This is a genomic window from Streptomyces davaonensis JCM 4913 (assembly GCF_000349325.1).
GTDB classification, from domain to species: Bacteria; Actinomycetota; Actinomycetes; order Streptomycetales; family Streptomycetaceae; genus Streptomyces; species Streptomyces davaonensis.
Genome location: NC_020504.1, coordinates 7,679,709 through 7,697,332 on the forward strand (window position 1 = coordinate 7,679,709; position 17,624 = coordinate 7,697,332).

The window sequence follows — 17,624 nt, forward strand, 5'->3', positions numbered from 1 at the left end:
CGGTCAGATCAGCGCGAACTGACCCTCCGGGCCCTCTTCGTGGTGGTCCAGGACCGACGCCGGTCGGCGGGCCGCGTCCGGTACCGGGAGAACTCCCGCCCTGTGCAGCTCCGTTGCCGTGATCGGCGCGGTGAACGTCAACTCCTCCTGCTGTGGGCGCAGTTCGGCCAGCAGTGCCAATACGGTGATCAGTTCGAGGAGTTCGGAGGTCCAGGTCTGCGGCCAGGTCGGCGGGCGGACCGCCGCCAGGGTGCCCGGCTCCGCCGTCTCCGCCGTACGTGCCGCGAACCACTGCTCCAGGACCCGGACGCCGTCCACCTCGTACTCCCAGGCCGCCGGCGGCACCGGGGAGACGCGACCCTCGTCCAGGTGCAGGGTCTCCTCCTCGGCGTCGTAAAGAAGCGTCAGTGGGCGGCCGGGGAGCGGGGCGCGGACGTACGGACGGCGACCGCCCGGAAGTTTGGGGCGGTCTCCGTCGCGGCGCATCAGCCAGAGCAGGCGGTGGCCCAATTCCACGCCCCTCGACCAGAGTCCGGCGTCCGCGGTGAGCGGGACCGTGAGGTCCGGGCGGGCCGTCGCCAGCGTCCAGGCGAGGAGGTCGGCCGGGTCAGGGGTCAGTCCGAGGCGGCTCGCCAGGTGGTCCGACAAGCCCGGGGCGAGGTTCGGTTCATTGCCACCGGGGCGACGGTAGAGGGGGCGGACGCGCCCCGGACGCAGGAGCGGGAGAAGGGAAGTCGCGATCAGCTTGCCGGGCGTCTCGACCACGAACGTCTGCTGCGCGTCGGCCACCCGCCACAGCTCGGGACGCGCCGAGTCGATGAGGCGGTGGTCCGGGATCAGCCACTGCTCGTCGAAGGGCGCGTACAGCACCCGCACCGGCTCCGGGCACGGCCCCGAGGCACGGACCAGCTTCTCCGTACCGCCGGTCCGCCCCGGCAGTTGACCCACCGCCGAGTACAGCGTCCGCGAGCGGCTGGGCTCCAGCAGGGCCTCCCGGTCGGGCCCCTCGGCCTTCATCAAGGCGTCCCAGCGCGCCTTCAGACAGCCCGCGTCGGGCCCCGTCGGCCATCCCCGGCCCACCCGGACCGGTGCGACGGACCACGGCATGAGGTCCGCGAGCAGCGGAGCGTCGTCGTGCGTCACGGTGGGCATGGTACGGGGTGGTGATGACACGGTGCCTAGTTGGCTTCCAGGGTCACCGTGAAGGAGAAACGGTCGCCCCGGTAGTGGATGACAGCCACATCCAGCACACGTCCGTCCGAATCGTACGTAACGCCCGTGTAGTGCAGGATCGGGCTCAGCAGCGGCACTTCGAGCAGCCGAGCCGTCTCCGGATCCGCCAGCCTCGCCTCCACCGTGTCCGTGATCCGGCTGATGTCCGCCCCCACGACGTCCCGCAGCACCTTCGTCATCGGCCATCGCGCGAGGTCCGCCAGATCGACCCGCTCGGCGAGTTCGGGCCGGATGAAGTTTCGGGCGTGGTTGGTCGGCTCGCCCGTCTTCTCGTCGCTGCGCAGCCGGTGATACGTGGCCACCTCGTCCAGATCCGGGAAGTACTCCACGAGTTCCGCCGGCACCGGCCCCTTCCCGTGGTCCAGCATCCGGGCCGCCATCCCCGACTGCTGGGCCACGATCGCGTCCACCGAGCCCAGCAGCCGCACCGGCGCCCCGCGCTGCACATGCGGCTCGATGAACGTGCCCCGGCGCCGGTGGCGGGTGATCAGCCCCTCGTCCTCCAGCTCCTTCAGCGCCTGCCGCATGGTCAGCACACTCACGCCGTAGTGCCCGGCCAGCTGCTCCTCGGTGGGCAGGCGCAGCGGGTCCTGGGGGCGGCGGCCGAGTATCGAGGCCCGCAGCGACTGCGAGACCTGGTACCAGAGCGGCAGCTTGCGGTTGAGGACGATGGAGTCCGGGGCGAAGGAGGTCACGGGGCCATCCGTACCGGCAGGAGTTGATCAGTGCAAGGGGCGGAAGTGGCGTTCGAGGCCCTGCCACACGTCGTCGTAGCCGTGCTGGAGGTGGTCCGCCCCCGCCGCGTGCGGGGTCAGCGTCACCGGCCAGCGCGTCTCGAACATGAACGCGAGCCCGTCGTCGATCTTCTGCGGCCGCAGCTCCGCGGCGCTCGCCCTGTCGAACGTCTCCCGGTCCGGGCCGTGCGCCGACATCATGTTGTGCAGCGAGCCGCCGCCCGGCACGAAGCCCTCCGCCTTCGCGTCGTAGGCGCCCTCGATCAGGCCCATGTACTCGCTCATCACGTTCCGGTGGAAGTACGGCGGCCGGAAGGTGTCCTCGCCCACCAGCCAGCGCGGCGCGAAGACCACGAAGTCGACCCCGGCGAGCCCCGGGGTGTCCGACGGGGAGGTGAGCACCGTGAAGATCGACGGGTCGGGATGGTCGTACGAGATCGTCCCGATGACGTTGAAGCGGCGCAGGTCGTACACGTACGGCACATGGTTGCCGTGCCAGGCGACCACGTCGAGCGGGGAGTGGCCGTACGTCGCCCGCCAGAGGTTGCCGCAGTACTTGTTGACGACCTCCACCGGGCCCTCGACGTCCTCGTACGCGGCGACCGGTGCCTGGAAGTCCCGCGCGTTGGCGAGGCCGTTGGCGCCGATCGGGCCGAGGTCGGGGAGCTGGAAGGGGGCGCCGTAGTTCTCGCAGACGTAGCCGCGGGCGGTCGCGTCCAGCAGCTCCACCCGGAAGCGCACCCCGCGCGGGATCAGCGCGACGTGTCCGGGCTCGGCGTGCAGCAGCCCGAACTCGGTGCGCAGCAACAGCCCGCCCCGCTCCGGGACGATCAGCAGTTCGCCGTCGGCGTCGCTGAAGACGCGGTCCATGGAGGTGTTGGCGCTGTAGAGGTGGACGGCCATGCCCGCGCGCTGGGTCGCGTCGCCGTTGCCGCCGAGGGTCCACAGGCCCGCGAGGAAGTCGGTGCCGGTGGCGGGGTCGGGCAGGGGGTTCCAGCGCAGCCGGTTCGGGTCGGGCACCGACTCGGTGAAGGGCGCGGTGCGCAGGGCGCCGTTGTCCATGCGGGTGAAGGCGGGGTGGGCCGCCGAGGGGCGGATGCGGTACAGCCAGGAGCGGCGGTTGTGGGACCGCGGCTCGGTGAACGCCGATCCGCTGAGCTGCTCGGCGTAGAGCCCGAGGGGTGCGCGCTGCGGTGAGTTGCGGCCCTCCGGAAGGGCGCCGGGCACCGCCTCGGAGGTGTGCTCGTTGCCGAAACCGAGGAGGTACGACAGCCCCTCCGCGGTCTTCCGCGCGTCCCCGCTCATGATCGCTCCCTCGCTCGTCCGGAATCCTATGTATCACCGTAGGATTCCGCCTCGGTGGACGCAAGAGGTACCTCCGTCCTCATCGCTGCTCCTCATCACTGCGGACGACCTGAACCCGACTCCAGGGGGATCCGAGTGTCGGACCTGTGTTCTAGGCTCCAGGGCATGTCGTGGACGCGGGGGCCGCTTGCCGCGCTCGCGGTCTGTGTCCTGCTGCTGACCGGATCCGCGGGCTGCGGCACCAGTGGCACACAGGACGGGAAGAACGGCGGGGTGTCGCCCTCGCCGGTCGGCGAGCTGCTCGACGACTCCGACGAGGAGGGCCGCCTCTACCGCGAGGTGGACAGGGACCAGGCGCCCGAGGTCGGCGTCGAGGTGGAGCCCAACTCCGACGACAGCTGGGACGTCCGGCTCACCCTCCGAGGCTTCCGCTTCTCGCCCGCCGGTACCAAGGAGACGCCGGTGGCCGGACGGGGCCTGGCGCACCTCTATGTCGACGGCCGGCTGATCGCCCGGCTGCGCACCGACCGGTACCGCCTCTCCGCCGAGCTCGTCCCGCGCGGTACGCACCACCTCACCGCCCGGCTGTACGCCGACGACGGCACGGTGTGGGCCGCGGACGGCGAACCGATCGAGAGCACGACCGACCTCACGGCGTCCGCGGCCGACCCGACGATGAGTGCAGGGGCCACCCGAGTCCGTAATGGAGGGCAAGGTTCACCGGACCGCGCCGGAAAGGCATCATGAAGCCCGTGCCCCACGCGACCTCGCTCCGCCGCGCGCCCGTACAGCGGCGCAGTGCCGAACGGCTCACCAGGATCCTCGACGCCTGCGCCGACCTCCTCGACGAGGTCGGCTACGACGCCCTGAGCACCCGCGCGGTCGCCCAGCGCGCCGGTGTCCCGATCGGCTCGGTCTACCGCTTCTTCGGCAACAAGCGCCAGATGGCCGACGCCCTGGCCCAGCGCAACCTCGAGCGGTACGCCGAGCGCGTCACCGAGCGCCTGGCGGCCGACGACGTCCGCGACTGGCGCACCGCCATGGACGCCGTACTCGACGAGTACCTGCTGATGAAGCGGACCGCGCCCGGATTCTCCCTGGTCGACTTCGGCAACCAGATACCCGTCGGCGCCCGCCGCGCCGAGCCCAACCACCGCGTGGCGGACCGCCTCACCGAACTCCTGTCCACCTACGTGGGCCGCACCCCCGACGAAGACCTCCGCCGCGTCTTCCTCGTCGCCGTGGAGACCGCCGACACCCTGGTCCACCTCGCCTTCCGCGTCTCCCCGGAGGGCGACGAACGCATCATCGAGGAGGCGCGTGAACTGCTGCGCGCCTATCTCGCACGCGTCCTGGACTGAACGGGGCCCGGACGGCGGCCCGTTGCTAAAGTGACCAGACCCTTGGGGCGCTGATCGGGGGACGCCATGGCTCGGGTGGTCTGCATTCACGGGGTCGGCCAGCAGTACGCCGGGGAACGGCAGTTGCACAAGACATGGCACCCCGCGCTGGCGGACGGCCTGCTGCGCGCCGGCACTTCGGCCGAACTCCCCGCGGACGACATGCGCTGCGTCTTCTACGGCGACCTGTTCCGCCCGCCCGGCCGCACCCTCGCAGTCCAGGACCCTCCCCTCACCGCGGCCGACGTCGAAGAGGGCTTCGAGACCGACCTCCTGCTGGCCTTGTGGGCCGAGGCAGCCCGCCAGGACGAGGCGGTCCTGCCCCCCGACGCCCGGACCCTGACCCGCACCCCCGCCGGCGTCCAGCGCGCCCTCAACGCCCTCAGCCGCTCCCGCTTCTTCGCCGGGATCGCCCTGCGCGGCCTGGTCCTCGACCTCAAGCAGGTCCGCGCCTACCTGTGCGACCCCGCAGTGAGGGCCGCCGTACAGCAGCGCGTCAGTGCCACCGTGACCGACCGCACCCGGGTCATCGTCGGCCACTCACTCGGCAGCGTCGTCGCCTACGAGGCGCTGTGCGCCCACCCCGAGTGGCCGGTGCGCGCCTTGCTGACCCTGGGCTCACCACTCGGCATCCGCAACCTCGTCCACGACCGCCTGCCCGAGCCCGGCGCCTGGCCCGGCGGGGTCGGCGCGTGGACGAACATCGCGGACGAGGGCGATGTGGTGGCCCTGGTGAAGGACCTGCGCCCGCTGTTCGGCGACCGGGTGGAGTGCCACGTCGTCCACAACGGCAGCGCCGCCCACGACGCGACCCGCTACCTCAGCACCCCGCAGGCGGGCCGGGCGGTGACCGATGGATGCGGTCTCGACTGAGCCGAGCGGCGGGCGCCGCTTCCTGATCGCCACCGCCGTGACGGACGTAACGGCGCACCCCGAGGCGGAACGCCCCGAACTCGTGGACGACGTAAGGCGGATGGAGGAGCTGTTCCTGGGGGAGCTGGGCTACGCCCGGGCAGCCAAGGTCGGCCTGAACCCGACACGGGAACAACTGACGGATGCGCTGCGGGACCTCGCCAAGGCCCCCGACCGCAGACCGGACGACCACGTGGTGCTCTACCTCGCCACCCACGGAGTGACGGCCGAACACAGCGGCCGCCACTACCTGTTGCTGCACGACAGCGACGCCCGCGACTTACGAGGCACCGCCCTGCCCACCGAGGACCTGGTCGCCCACCTCTGGGAGGACACCGAGATCGAGCGGCTCCTGGTGCTGATCGACGCCTGCTATGCCGAGGAGGGCGCCGACTCGGCCCTGCGCACCGCGCTGGAGGCCCGCCGCTTCCGGGAGCCGGTCACCGAGCACGGCAGCACGGGCCTGGTCCTGATCTCCTCGTCCCGCCGCAAGGAGGAGAGCTTCACGGGCGCCCTCTCCGCGGCCTTCGACCGTGCGGTACGCCGCCAGGCGACGGCGGGCCACGCCCCCGCCCACATCAGCCTCGAACACGTCATGGCCGCGATCCGCGCCGACCCCGAAGTCCCGCGCGCCCAGCGCCCGGTGTGGTCCCTGACGCACGCCACGGGCGACATCCCCGCGTTCCTCCCCAACCCGCGCCACATCCCCGACGCCGACGGACTGCGCCTTGAGGAGATCGACCGCATCGTGGCGCTGGGCGCACGGGAGAGGGGCGCCCGGGACCAGGACATGCGCGCCTTCTTCCTCCCGCGTGCCCGGGGGACGGACGTACCGACGGAGGACGTCTGGAACTTCACCGGACGCCATGTGGCGATCGCCGACGTGACGCGGTGGCTGGCGCCGGGGCGCGCGGAGGAACGCCTGTGCGTGGTGACGGGGGACCCCGGCTCGGGGAAGTCCTCCCTGCTCGGCCTGGTCGCGGTCCTGACCGACCCCGCCCGCACCGCGTCGGTACCGCGCGCGGGCCTGCCCACCGAACTCCCTGCGCCCGGCACGGTGGACGAACGCATCAACGCCAGTCACCTCTCCACCCGCCAGCTCCTGGACGCCCTGTCGGCGGCGGCGGGCTGCGCGGCGGAGTCCCTGGGCGCGCTGACGGCGCATCTCCAGACGCGAAGTACACCCTTGGTCGTCCTGATCGACTCCCTGGACGAGGCACTGGCCCCGCACGAGGTGGTGGACGAACTCCTCACCCCCCTCACCGACCCCGAACGCCGCCTGCCGCTCCGCCTGTTGGTCGGCGCCCGCCCCCATGTCGCACGCCGCCTCCCCACGACCGCCCCACGCATCGACCTCGACTCGGAGCGCTACGGGGACCCGGACGCGGTCCGCGCTTATGCCCGCAAGCTGCTGTGTCCACCCGACTCCGCCCTGTCCGGCACCGACCCCACCCTGCTGGACGCGATCGCCGAAGCCGTCGCCGAGGCGGCGGGCCGCTCCTTCCTGGTTGCCCGGATCACGGCACGCACGATCGCGCGCGAGCCGTCACCGCCGGACCCGTCCGACCGTCAGTGGCGCGACGAACTCCCGCGTCTGCCCGGCGAGGCGATGGAACGCGACCTCGCCCAACGCCTCGGCCCCGAGGCTGCCCGAGCCCGCGACCTCCTCCTCCCTCTCGCCTACGCCCAGGGCGCCGGACTCCCCTGGGCAGGCATCTGGCCCCGCCTCGCCGCAGCGATCACCGGCCACCCCTACAGCGACGACGACATCGTGTGGCTGCGGGAGGCGGCGGGGTCGTACGTCGTGGAGAGCGTGGAGGACGGGGGGTCGGTGTACCGGGTGTATCACCGGGCGCTGATCGAGTACTTGCGGGAGGGGCGGGACGCGGAACTGGTTCAGAGGCGGGTGACCGGGTCTCTGCGGGAGGTGGAACACCCTTACGTGTGGCGGTACTTGGCGCTGCACGCCGGGGAGGGCGGGGTGCTCGATCCGCTGGTCCAGGAGGCGTGGTTCGTGCTTGGCTCCGAGCCGGGCCAACTGCTCGCCGCACTGCCGGGGTTGCGTACGGCGGAGGGGCGTCGGGCGGGACAGGCGGTGCGGGACCTGGAAGGGGCGCTGCGGGAGTGGGAGGGACGGGGCGCGGATCCTGAGGCGCGGGCCATGCTGCGACTGCACGCGGTGTGCCGGAAGGCGCGAGGGCTGGCGGACTCCTGTGACGTGGGGGAGGGGGCCCTGCCGTGGCGGGCGCGGTGGGCGGCCTGGAATCCGGAGGAGGGGGCGCGCCAGTATCCGGGGATGACGATCGGGGTGGGCGGGGGGATCGTGGTGCCGTCCGGGTTCGACGGTCCGCACTTCGTCGATCTGGCGTCGCCGCGCGGAATGACCTGGTTCGATCTGGTCGATGGAAGCGTCAGACGGTTCAGTTGGCAGCATGCTGTCACATGGATCACAGGGACCCTTACCGCACCGCCCCAAACGCCCGGCTGTGCAGCGACCTTGTCGACCGAACCCATTCTGGTGGTGGACAAGGGCAGCCTGCGGACGGCACATCATGGTCGCCTGCTGCACGTGTGGTCGACAGTCGGCCCTGAGACGTGGGTACTGCCGCCGAGTCCGGACTTCGACTCCGAACCGGAGCGCCGTGTGCCGGACGCGCCGGAGCAGATAGTGCTGCTCGGGGACGGCACAATCAGCCCCGGCGCGGCGGCTCTGCGGTTCCGTGGCGGACACGTCCTGGTCCACCGACTCGGCTGGAACGCGCACTATCCGCCACTCACCCGCAGACAACGCCGCTCGCTGTATAGCTGGGAGATCGAGGAGTGGGCGGAGCGGAGAGGCCGGCTGACAGCGGAGGAGCCGGCCCCCATCGCCCCACAAGGGCCGGGAACCCGTATCACCGCATGTGCCGCGCCTGCCGGACTGCCCTGGATGTCACTGCTGCTGGGACAGGCGGACGGCCGTGTCGCCTTGTACGACATCACCACCCGGACCTCGACGGACGAGGTCACCACAGCCCACGAGGGCCGCGTGACCCACATCGACCTGGTCACCGGGCACCCCATGGGCCAACTGCTGGTCACCGCGGGAGCCGACGACACCGTCCGGCTGTCCTCCCTCACCACGGGCGCTCCTGTCCGCACCCTCCTGGCCGCCGGGTTCACCGTCGCCTCACTCGGCGTGCGCCGAGTCGGTCGGCAGTGGATCGTCGCCGTGGTGACGGCCGACGGGCAGTTGCACCGCATCGACCTGGACAGCGGACGCCCGATCGGACTGCCGCAGCGTGTCGACGCGGGCCCCGATGTCCGGATGACCCTCTTCGACCTGGAAGCGATCGCCTGCGTCTCCGTCCAGGGCGACACCCGCGGACTCCAGCTGTACGACCTGGTGACCGGGGAGCGAGTGGGCGGGCAGGTCCAGCGGCACTCGGCCGGCGCGGTGTGCCGGGCGGGCGGCACGGTCTGTGTCGGTGGCTCGGACGGGATCCTGCGATGGTGGCCCACGGTGCACGCGGCGGACTCGGTCCGGGTCACCGCGCACGAGGGCCGCGTCCTCGCCCTGGGCGAGATCCACGGACCGTCGGGCGTCCCGGCCCTCGTCAGCGTGGGGGAGGACAACCAGATCCGCTGCTGGGACCTCACCAGGCGGCACGAGCTGTGGCGGAGCCGGGTCCTCGAACCCGGTCCCTGGGAGGTGCCGCTGATCAGTTGCGCGACCATCGGCCGCACCTCAGACGGCCGTGATTTCGTCGTCACAGGTGAGCACGGGGGAGGTGTGCGGATCCTCCTCCTGCGCGACGGACTGCCGGTCGGCGAGCAGGAGTTCACCGTCGCCGACATCGTCACCGCACTGGCCACCGGGCGCGTCCGGGGGCGGGACGTGGTCGTGGCCGGTACCGACTCGGGCCGGATCGTCTGCTGGGACGTCGGCGCGGGCCGCATGTTCGTGTACGGCCCGCTCCCCGAGTCACCACTGTGGACCTCGGCCCTCGCCCTCGCACCCGACGGCACCGGACGGCTGGCGGTCGGCGGGCTCGACGGGTCGGTGCGCGCATGGTCGCTGCCGACCTGTCGGCCCCTGGGACCGTCCCGGCCCGCGCACCGGGGCGCCGTGGGGGCGCTGGCGTACACCCCGGCGGGACTCGTCGGGTTCGGCGCCGATGCCCGCCTGGTCTGCTACGACGACGGCTGGGAGCGCCACATGCCCCGGACCGCTGCCTGTCTGCACGCGGACGACGACGGCCTGCTGTGCGGGGACGAGGGCGGACAGGTCTGGTCGCTGCGGGAGACGGCCGAGGGCCGACGGGTGGTGGAGGCGCTGGACGCGGTGCGGCCCGTGTCCGCGGTCGCGGCGGTACCGTACAACGGCTCTTTCGCGGTCGTCGTGGGTGCGGCGGACGGCTCGGTGCAGGTACGGGACGGGGAGCGGGGCGAGCTGATCCGCAGGCTGCGGCCCACCGGTGACAGCGCGGTGGAACAACTGGTCTCCGTGGCCCGGCGCTCGCCCGGCGGGGACATCCGCCCCACGCTGTTCGCCCGCGCCGAGAACGGCTTGCTGGAGTGCTGGGACTTCGGCACCGGCGCCCCGTTCACCTCGGCGGGCAGTCCGCTGGTCACCCCCGTACCCCACTACCACCGCGGGGCGCGGCTGGCCGCGTTGCCGGACGGCACTGGTGCGCAGTCGCTGCTTTCTCTCGCGTTGTGGGACGCGGACGTTCCTCGCTTCCTGTATCCAGACGGGGACAGATGGCTCTGCGTCCACGACATCGACCGAGGGCCGCTCCCCGACCAGCCGTGCTCGGCCCCCGGTGACGGTCGGACCGAGAAGCCCGAGCTGCACGCGGTGCGCTGCGATGGTCGTCTCCTGGTCCTGTCACAGGCCGCAGGCCGCGTCGTACGGGTGCTGGACACGACTACCCGGCGCTGGACGGCCGTATGGCTACGTCATGAGTCATTGATGAAGGTGTTCGCTCTCGACGCGCCGGGCGGCGCGGAGCTGCTGTTGGTCGGCAGACTCGGAGCAACGGTGGTGCCCTGGCAGGCCCTGCACGCCCGGTTCACGGCGACGGGTGAACGACCCCCCGTCCGCCACCGGTGGAACCGCCGGACTCCCGCGCCCGAACCGCCCATCACGCAGGAATACAAGATGCCGCTTCTCGCCCGGCACGCCACCCTGCTCCCCGGCGCCGAGACCTACGCGGTGGCCGACGACTCCGCCCTGGCCGTACTCGGCACCCGCGACGGCATCGTCCGCTGCACCCTCGACCTCCCCTCCCCCTGCACCGCCCTCACCACCACTCCCACCGGCGACCTGATCGTCGGCACCCGCAACGGCCCGATCCTCTTCGATCGGCTCTGACCCCTCGCCTCCATGCATACCGGTCGGTATGCTCACCCGAGACAGGCACCGCTGCCCCCGGGAGGACCCGTGTCCCGCACCGCTCTGCGAATCTGCCCCCTGTGCGAGGCCACCTGTGGGCTGACGCTGACCATCGAAGGGACCCGGGTGACCGGAGCCCGAGGTGATCGGGAGGATGTGTTCAGCAAGGGGTTCATCTGTCCCAAGGGTGCGTCCTTCGGCGCCGTCGACGGGGATCCCGACCGGCTGCGCGGCCCCCTCGTGCGCAAGGACGGCGTGCTGCGGGAGGCCACCTGGGAGGAGGCCTTCGACGCCGTCGCCGCCGGGATCAGGCCCGTCGTCGAGCGGTACGGCGCCAACGCCGTCGGTGTCGTCCTCGGGAACCCCAATGTGCACACCATGGCCGGCGCCCTCTACCCGCCGCTGCTGCTCGGCGGCCTCGGCACCCGCAGCGTCTTCTCCGCCTCCACGGTCGACCAGATGCCCAAGCACGTCTCCAGCGGGCTGCTCTTCGGCGACGCCAACGCCATCCCGGTGCCCGATCTCGACCACACCCGGCATCTCCTCCTCATCGGGGCCAACCCCCTTGAGTCCAACGGCAGTCTGTGCACCGCCCCCGACTTCCCCGGCAAGCTCAGGGCCCTCAAGTCCCGCGGCGGCACGCTCACCGTCATCGACCCCCGCCGCACCCGCACCGCCAAGCTCGCCGACCGGCACATCCCGATCCGCCCCGGCGCCGACGCGCTGCTGCTGGCGGCGATGGCGCACGTCCTGTTCGAGGAAGACCTCGTGAAGCTAGGGGAGTTGGCGCCCCACGTCACCGGGCTCGACGAACTCCGGGCGCAGCTCGGCGACTTCACACCCGACGCCGTGGCAGCCGCCTGTGACGTCGACGCCGACACCATCCGCACCCTCGCCCGCGAACTCGCCGCCGCCCCCACCGCCGCCGTCTACGCCCGCATCGGCAGCTGCACCGTCCCGCACGGCACCCTCGCCAGCTGGCTCGTCGATGTGCTCAACATCCTCACCGGCAATCTCGACCGCCCCGGCGGCGCCCTGTTCCCGCAGGCGGCCACCGACCGCACTCCGCGGCCCGCCGGACCCAGCCACGGCTTCACGCTCGGGCGCTGGCACTCCCGGGTGAGCCGGTACCCCGAGGCCAAGGCCGAGCTGCCGATCTCCGCGCTCGCCGAGGAGATCGACACCGCCACCGACGAGGGCGAGCCTGTCCGGGCGCTCATCTCCATCGCCGCCAACCCCGTGCTCTCCACCCCCAACGGCGACCGGCTCGACAAGGCGCTGGACTCCCTGGACTTCATGGTCAGCGTCGACCCGTACCTCAACGAGACCTCGCGCCACGCCCACGTCGTCCTGCCCCCGCCCCCGCCCTCCCAGAGCCCCCACCACGACTTCGCCTTCAACACCCTCGCCGTGCGCAACCAGGCCCGCTACAACCGCCCCGCGGTCCCCCTGGAGCCCGGCCGGATGGCGGAGACCGAGATCCTGGCCCGGCTGATCCTCGCCGCGACCGGGATGCACGGCGCCGACCCGTCGGCCGTCGACGACATGGTCATCGGCCAGACCCTCGGCAAGGCGGTCAAGGAGGCGCACTCCCCGGTGCACGGCCGGGACCCGCAGGACCTCGCCGCGCAGCTCTCCGGCGACACCGGCCCCGAGCGCCGGCTCGACATGATGCTCCGCCTCGGCCCCTACGGCGACGGCTTCGGCGTACGCCCCGACGGACTGAGCCTGGAGCAGCTGCTCGCGCATCCGCACGGCATCGACCTCGGGCCCCTCAAGCCCCGGCTGCCGCAGCCGCTCAAGACCAGGAGCGGACAGGTCGAGCTGCTCCCGGAGCCGATCGCCGCCGATCTGCCGCGACTGCGGCAGGCCCTCGCGGAGCGGCCCGACGGGCTGGTCCTCGTCGGCCGCCGCCATCTCCGCTCCAACAACAGCTGGATGCACAACGTGCCCGCCCTCACCGGCGGCACCAACCGCTGCACCCTGCACATCCACCCCGACGACGCCGAACGCCTCGGCGTACGGGACGGCGCCGCCGTACGGCTGAAGGGGGCCGGGGGAGAGGTCACCGCGCCCGCGGAGGTCACCGACGCCGTGCGCGCCGGAGTCGTCAGCCTGCCGCACGGCTGGGGCCACGACCGGCCGGGGACCCGGATGAGCCATGCGCACAAGGACCCCGGAGTCAACGTCAACCAACTCCTCGACGGCAGCCTGCTCGACCCGCTGTCCGGCAACGCGGTCCTCAACGGAGTGCCCGTCGACCTCACCCCGCTGACCTGAGCAAAGCTCTGACCTGGAGTTTTGCGCTTATTGCTCGCATGTCAACGTCTTGTTAACGCGGCTTGAAGCGACCTAACGTCATCGCACCGCCGGCCCTGGTGGGATGTTCAAGGGCGAACGTTAGGTATCCACTCATGCTGACCATCCTCGGCTTCGCCATGATCGCGACCTTCCTGGTCCTGATCATGATGAAGAAGATGTCGCCGATCGCGGCGCTCGTGCTGATCCCGGCACTGTTCTGCGTCTTCGTCGGGAAGGGCGCCCATCTCGGTGACTACGTCATCGAAGGCGTCACCAGCCTCGCCCCCACCGCGGCGATGCTCATGTTCGCGATCGTCTACTTCGGTGTGATGATCGACGTCGGCCTCTTCGACCCGATCGTGCGCGGGATCCTGAAGTTCGCGAAGGCCGACCCGATGCGCATCGTCGTCGGTACGGCCGTCCTCGCGGCGATCGTCTCCCTCGACGGCGACGGCTCCACCACCTTCATGATCACGGTCTCGGCGATGTACCCGCTGTACAAGCGTCTGAAGATGAGCCTTGTCGTGATGACCGGTGTCGCCGCCATGGCCAACGGCGTGATGAACACGCTGCCTTGGGGCGGCCCCACCGCCCGCGCCGCCACCGCGCTGAAGCTCGACGCCAGCGACATCTTCGTCCCGATGATCCCGGCGCTCCTGGTCGGCCTGCTCTTCGTGTTCGTCCTCTCGTACGTGCTCGGCCTGCGCGAGCGCAAGCGGCTCGGCGTGCTCACGCTGGACGAGGTGCTGGAGCCCCAGGAGGCCGAGACGGTCCTGGTCGGCGCGGGCGGCTCCGGCTCCGGCGACGACAAGGTCTCCATGACCAAGTCGACCGGCGGCGCGGGCTCCGGCACCGACGCCGAGGACACCGACGACGACTTCCGGGGCCTCGACCCGAACCGGGACACCCTGCGCCCCAGGCTGTACTGGTTCAACGCGCTGCTCACGGTCTCCCTGCTGACCGCCATGATCATGGAGTGGCTGCCGATCCCGGTGCTGTTCCTGCTCGGCGCCGCGCTCGCCCTCACCGTCAACTTCCCGCGCATCCCGGACCAGCGGGCTCGGCTCGCCGCCCACGCCGACAACGTCCTCAACGTCTCCGGCATGGTCTTCGCCGCCGCGGTCTTCACCGGCGTCCTCCAGGGCACCGGCATGGTCGACAGCATGGCCAAGTGGATGGTGGACGTCATCCCCGAGGGCATGGGCCCGCACATGGCCCTGGTCACCGGTCTGCTGAGCCTCCCGCTCACCTACTTCATGTCCAACGACGGCTTCTACTTCGGCGTCCTGCCGGTCCTCGCCGAAGCCGGTGCCGCGCACGGCGTCTCCCCGCTGGAGATGGCCCGCGCCTCGCTGGTCGGCCAGCCGCTGCACATGTCGAGCCCGCTCGTCCCCGCCGTCTACGTCCTGGTCGGCATGGCCAAGGTCGAGTTCGGCGACCACACGAAGTTCGTGGTCAAGTGGGCCGCCGCCACCTGCCTCGTGATCCTCGCGGCGGGCATTCTCTTCGGCATCATCTGACCTGCTCCCAGGAGGATTTGAACCATGGCGCCCGGTGGGAACCGCGGCTGGCTGCTCCGCCTCGTCGTCGCCTTCAGCTTCGCGCAGGGGGCGGTGTCGATGGCCCGGCCCGCCGTCTCCTACCGGGCCCTCGCGCTGGGCGCCGACGAGCGGGCGGTCGGCGTCATCGCCGGTGTCTACGCCCTGCTCCCGCTGTTCGCCGCGGTCCCCCTCGGCCGCCGTACCGACCAGGGCCGCTGCGCGCCCCTGCTGCCCGTCGGAGTGGTCCTGATCGCCGGCGGCTGCGCACTGAGCGGCCTCGCGAACTCCCTGTGGACGATGGCCCTGTGGAGCGGAGTGATGGGCCTTGGTCATCTCTCATTCGTCATCGGCGCCCAGTCCCTCGTCGCCCGCCAGTCCGCCCCGCACGAACAGGACCGCAACTTCGGCCACTTCACCATCGGCGCCTCCCTCGGCCAGCTCATCGGCCCGGTCGCGGCGGGCGCGCTGATCGGCGGCCACGACATGGCGGGCACCAGCGCGATGGCCCTGCTGGGGGCGGGGGCGGGGGCGGCGGTCGCGTTCAGCTCACTGTGGCGCATCGAGGACCGTCGTACGACGCCCAAGTCCCGTACCGCACAAGGCGACCGCGTCCCCGTCCACCGCATCCTGCGCACCCGGGGCGTGCCCGCGGGCATGCTCATCAGCCTCTCCGTGCTGTCCGCGACCGACGTCCTCACCGCCTACCTCCCGGTGGTCGGCGAGCACCGGGGCATCGCGCCCTCGGTGATCGGTCTGCTGCTGAGCCTGCGCGCGGCGGCCACCATCGCGTGCCGGCTGGTGCTCACCCCGCTGCTGCGGCTGCTGAGCCGCACCGCCCTGCTGACCGTGACCTGCCTGCTGGCGGCCGTGCTGTGCGCCGGGGTGGCACTGCCGGTGCCGGTGTGGGCGCTGGCCGTCATGCTCGCCGCGCTCGGCTTCTGCCTCGGCGTCGGGCAGCCGCTGTCCATGACGACGGTCGTCCAAGCGGCCCCCGACGACGCCCGCTCCACCGCACTCGCCCTGCGGCTGACCGGCAACCGCCTCGGCCAGGTCGCGGCGCCCGCAACGGCCGGCCTGGTCGCGGGCGTCGCGGGCGTGGCGGCGCCGTTCGTCATGCTCGGGGTCCTGCTGCTGGCCTCCGCGGGCGTGGCCGTGCGGGCTCCGGGCCCGGCGAAGGACGGGGGCGCGGAGGGCGCGGTGGCACGGCGTCGGTCGCGGGCGGCCGTGGGCCGTAAGAGCGATGACTGACGGACCGTAGGGCGCGGCTTCCCGGGTTCGTGAGCCGTATGTGACAAAGAGTCAGATGGAGTGCGATTTGTACGACAATCATCTGACTCGGAGGCTCCGCATGCCCACCACGTCGCTGCCACGCCGCGCCGGAGCGCGCACCGCCGCCCTCGCGGCCCTGACCCTCGCCGCCACGGCCGCCGGAGCGCCCGCCTTCGCACAGCCGGGCGGTGACAACGGGGACGTCAAGATCCACAAGGTGGGGACACCCTTCGACGACCAGCGCAACCAGCCCAAGGTCTGTGACTTCTACCTCGCCGCGTTCAACTTCGACGCGGGTGAAAGGGTCACCTGGACGATCAAGACCCAGCCGCCGGTCCCGGGTGGACCCCAACTGCCCAACTCCAAGTACCCCAACAACGTCGTCATCATCGAGTCGGACGGCATGGCTCAGACCATCCCGCTCGAACTGCCCGATGGGCAGTACAAGCTCACCTGGAAGACCGACAAGGGTCACGGCGCGGGCAAGCACAAGGTGTTCAAGGTCGACTGCCCGATCTCGAAGCCGACGGCTCCTCCTGGGCCCAACGGGGGGCCGCCCGCGGGTGGGGGCGGACTCGCGCGTGATGACGCCTTCGGGCCGGTGGCGGGTGCCGCGGCGGTTGGCCTCGCGGCCGTTACCGGGGTGGTGTGGTTCCGGGTTCGTCGGCGGGCGCATGGGGCGTAGGGGGTCGTCAGGTAGTCGGTCGTCTGCTGCGCCGTCGTGGCCGGTCGCGCAGTCGGCCTCGCTCCGTCGGCGTCGGCCCTGGTATCGGACGCGTGCCTATCGGCTGGCGCGGACTGGGCTGGCCGTTCTGGCGTTGGTGACCGGCGGGCTCTGGTGGGGACAGGACGAGGAGTCCGGCAGGGTGGTCGAGGCTGCCCTGCCGGACCCCCCGGCCGCCGCCGGGCCGACGTACGACGGCCGCCCTCGCGGGACGGATCCGCAAGGGCTCAGGGGGCGCCCGGAGCCCTTCGGGGCCGTCGGCCGGCCGACGGCCGGCGCCAAGCCCACCCCCAAGCCCGCCAGAAAAGCCGCCCCCCTCCCGCGCTCCCGCGCCACCCGCCTCGCCATCGACTTCCTGGACGTCGACGCCCCGGTCGTCGACCTCCGACTGGACCGTGAAGGCCGCCTCCCCGCACCCCCCGACGACGACCCCAACCTCGTCGGCTGGTACGCCGAGGGGCCCTCGCCCGGGGAGCCGGGCACCGCCGTCGCCGTGGGGCATCTGGACACGGACACCGGGTCCGCCGTCTTCGCGGGGCTCGGCGAGCTGGAGCGCGGGCGGCGGGTCGAGGTCCGGCGCCACGACGGACGTACCGCCGTATACGCCGTCGACGCGGTGAAGTCGTACGAGAAGGATCGGTTCCCCAACCGAGAGGTGTACGGGCCCCGGGGGCGCCCGGAGCTGCGGCTGATCACCTGTGGTGGAAAGTACGACCGCAGGTCCGGCTATTCGGGCAATGTGGTGGTCTTCGCCCACCTCATCGAGGTCCGCAAGGCCCGAACTCCCGGCGAACAACGCTGAATTCGGCCGTCCGCTTTCTCAATTGC

At 71.8% G+C, this 17,624-nt stretch carries 12 protein-coding genes; 9 read left to right on the forward strand and 3 right to left on the reverse strand.

Annotated elements, in window-relative coordinates:
• Positions 1 to 3: 3 nt before the first annotated feature.
• Genes BN159_RS33935 through hmgA form a run of 3 tightly spaced genes read right to left on the reverse strand, consistent with a single transcriptional unit; the run spans position 4 to position 3,272 of the window.
• Positions 4 to 1,152 carry a type ISP restriction/modification enzyme gene (locus BN159_RS33935; protein ID WP_015661561.1) on the reverse strand — a complete coding sequence of 383 codons (1,149 nt, stop codon included), beginning with the start codon at positions 1,150 to 1,152 and terminating at the stop codon, positions 4 to 6.
• Between the two features lie 26 nt (positions 1,153 to 1,178).
• Entirely contained in the window at positions 1,179 to 1,928 is a 750-nt protein-coding gene (locus BN159_RS33940; RefSeq protein ID WP_015661562.1) for a GntR family transcriptional regulator, read from the reverse strand.
• 27 nt (positions 1,929 to 1,955) lie between these two features.
• Positions 1,956 to 3,272: a homogentisate 1,2-dioxygenase gene (gene hmgA, locus BN159_RS33945; protein WP_015661563.1), complete on the reverse strand. Its 1,317-nt coding sequence runs from the start codon at positions 3,270 to 3,272 to the stop codon at positions 1,956 to 1,958.
• A 165-nt stretch (positions 3,273 to 3,437) separates the two neighbouring features.
• On the opposite strand from hmgA, the gene BN159_RS33950 reads away from it, so the two are divergent.
• The 9 genes from BN159_RS33950 to BN159_RS33990 all read left to right on the forward strand — a co-directional run bounded on the left by BN159_RS33950 (position 3,438) and on the right by BN159_RS33990 (position 17,598).
• Positions 3,438 to 4,019, forward strand: a complete 582-nt coding sequence (locus BN159_RS33950) for a hypothetical protein (protein ID WP_041820222.1) — start codon at positions 3,438 to 3,440, stop codon at positions 4,017 to 4,019.
• Positions 4,016 to 4,633: a TetR/AcrR family transcriptional regulator gene (locus BN159_RS33955; protein WP_015661565.1), complete on the forward strand. Its 618-nt coding sequence runs from the start codon at positions 4,016 to 4,018 to the stop codon at positions 4,631 to 4,633. Before BN159_RS33950 ends, BN159_RS33955 begins: the two co-directional genes overlap by 4 nt.
• A 66-nt stretch (positions 4,634 to 4,699) precedes the next feature.
• Positions 4,700 to 5,545, forward strand: a complete 846-nt coding sequence (locus BN159_RS33960; protein WP_015661566.1) for an alpha/beta fold hydrolase — start codon at positions 4,700 to 4,702, stop codon at positions 5,543 to 5,545.
• Positions 5,526 to 10,940, forward strand: a complete 5,415-nt coding sequence (locus BN159_RS33965) for a caspase family protein (RefSeq protein WP_015661567.1) — start codon at positions 5,526 to 5,528, stop codon at positions 10,938 to 10,940. Before BN159_RS33960 ends, BN159_RS33965 begins: the two co-directional genes overlap by 20 nt.
• Before the next feature lie 69 nt (positions 10,941 to 11,009).
• Complete coding sequence (locus BN159_RS33970) at positions 11,010 to 13,241, forward strand: molybdopterin oxidoreductase family protein (protein ID WP_015661568.1); 2,232 nt, start codon at positions 11,010 to 11,012, stop codon at positions 13,239 to 13,241.
• 98 nt (positions 13,242 to 13,339) lie between these two features.
• A complete protein-coding gene (locus BN159_RS33975) occupies positions 13,340 to 14,782 on the forward strand; it encodes a CitMHS family transporter (RefSeq protein ID WP_331712341.1) in 1,443 nt (480 codons plus the stop codon).
• 24 nt (positions 14,783 to 14,806) lie between these two features.
• The gene (locus tag BN159_RS33980) at positions 14,807 to 16,051 is read left to right on the forward strand and encodes an MFS transporter (protein WP_015661570.1); all 1,245 of its coding nucleotides are present in this window, start codon (positions 14,807 to 14,809) and stop codon (positions 16,049 to 16,051) included.
• Positions 16,052 to 16,151: 100 nt separating this feature from the next.
• The gene (locus BN159_RS33985; protein WP_015661571.1) at positions 16,152 to 16,757 is read left to right on the forward strand and encodes a hypothetical protein; all 606 of its coding nucleotides are present in this window, start codon (positions 16,152 to 16,154) and stop codon (positions 16,755 to 16,757) included.
• A 181-nt stretch (positions 16,758 to 16,938) separates the two neighbouring features.
• Positions 16,939 to 17,598 (forward strand): class F sortase, encoded by a 660-nt coding sequence (locus tag BN159_RS33990; protein ID WP_015661572.1) that lies wholly within the window; start codon positions 16,939 to 16,941, stop codon positions 17,596 to 17,598.
• The last annotated feature ends 26 nt before the right edge of the window (positions 17,599 to 17,624 follow it).

What these genes read in the sequence shown, in the direction of transcription:
- hmgA (WP_015661563.1), bottom strand. Translation starts at nt 3,272, where the DNA reads ATGAGCGGGGACGCGCGGAAGACCGCGGAGGGGCTGTCGTACCTCCTC.
- BN159_RS33985 (WP_015661571.1), top strand. Translation starts at nt 16,152, where the DNA reads ATGCCCACCACGTCGCTGCCACGCCGCGCCGGAGCGCGCACCGCCGCC.
- BN159_RS33960 (WP_015661566.1), top strand. Translation starts at nt 4,700, where the DNA reads ATGGCTCGGGTGGTCTGCATTCACGGGGTCGGCCAGCAGTACGCCGGG.
- BN159_RS33935 (WP_015661561.1), bottom strand. Translation starts at nt 1,152, where the DNA reads ATGCCCACCGTGACGCACGACGACGCTCCGCTGCTCGCGGACCTCATG.
- BN159_RS33980 (WP_015661570.1), top strand. Translation starts at nt 14,807, where the DNA reads ATGGCGCCCGGTGGGAACCGCGGCTGGCTGCTCCGCCTCGTCGTCGCC.
- BN159_RS33950 (WP_041820222.1), top strand. Translation starts at nt 3,438, where the DNA reads ATGTCGTGGACGCGGGGGCCGCTTGCCGCGCTCGCGGTCTGTGTCCTG.
- BN159_RS33955 (WP_015661565.1), top strand. Translation starts at nt 4,016, where the DNA reads ATGAAGCCCGTGCCCCACGCGACCTCGCTCCGCCGCGCGCCCGTACAG.
- BN159_RS33965 (WP_015661567.1), top strand. Translation starts at nt 5,526, where the DNA reads ATGGATGCGGTCTCGACTGAGCCGAGCGGCGGGCGCCGCTTCCTGATC.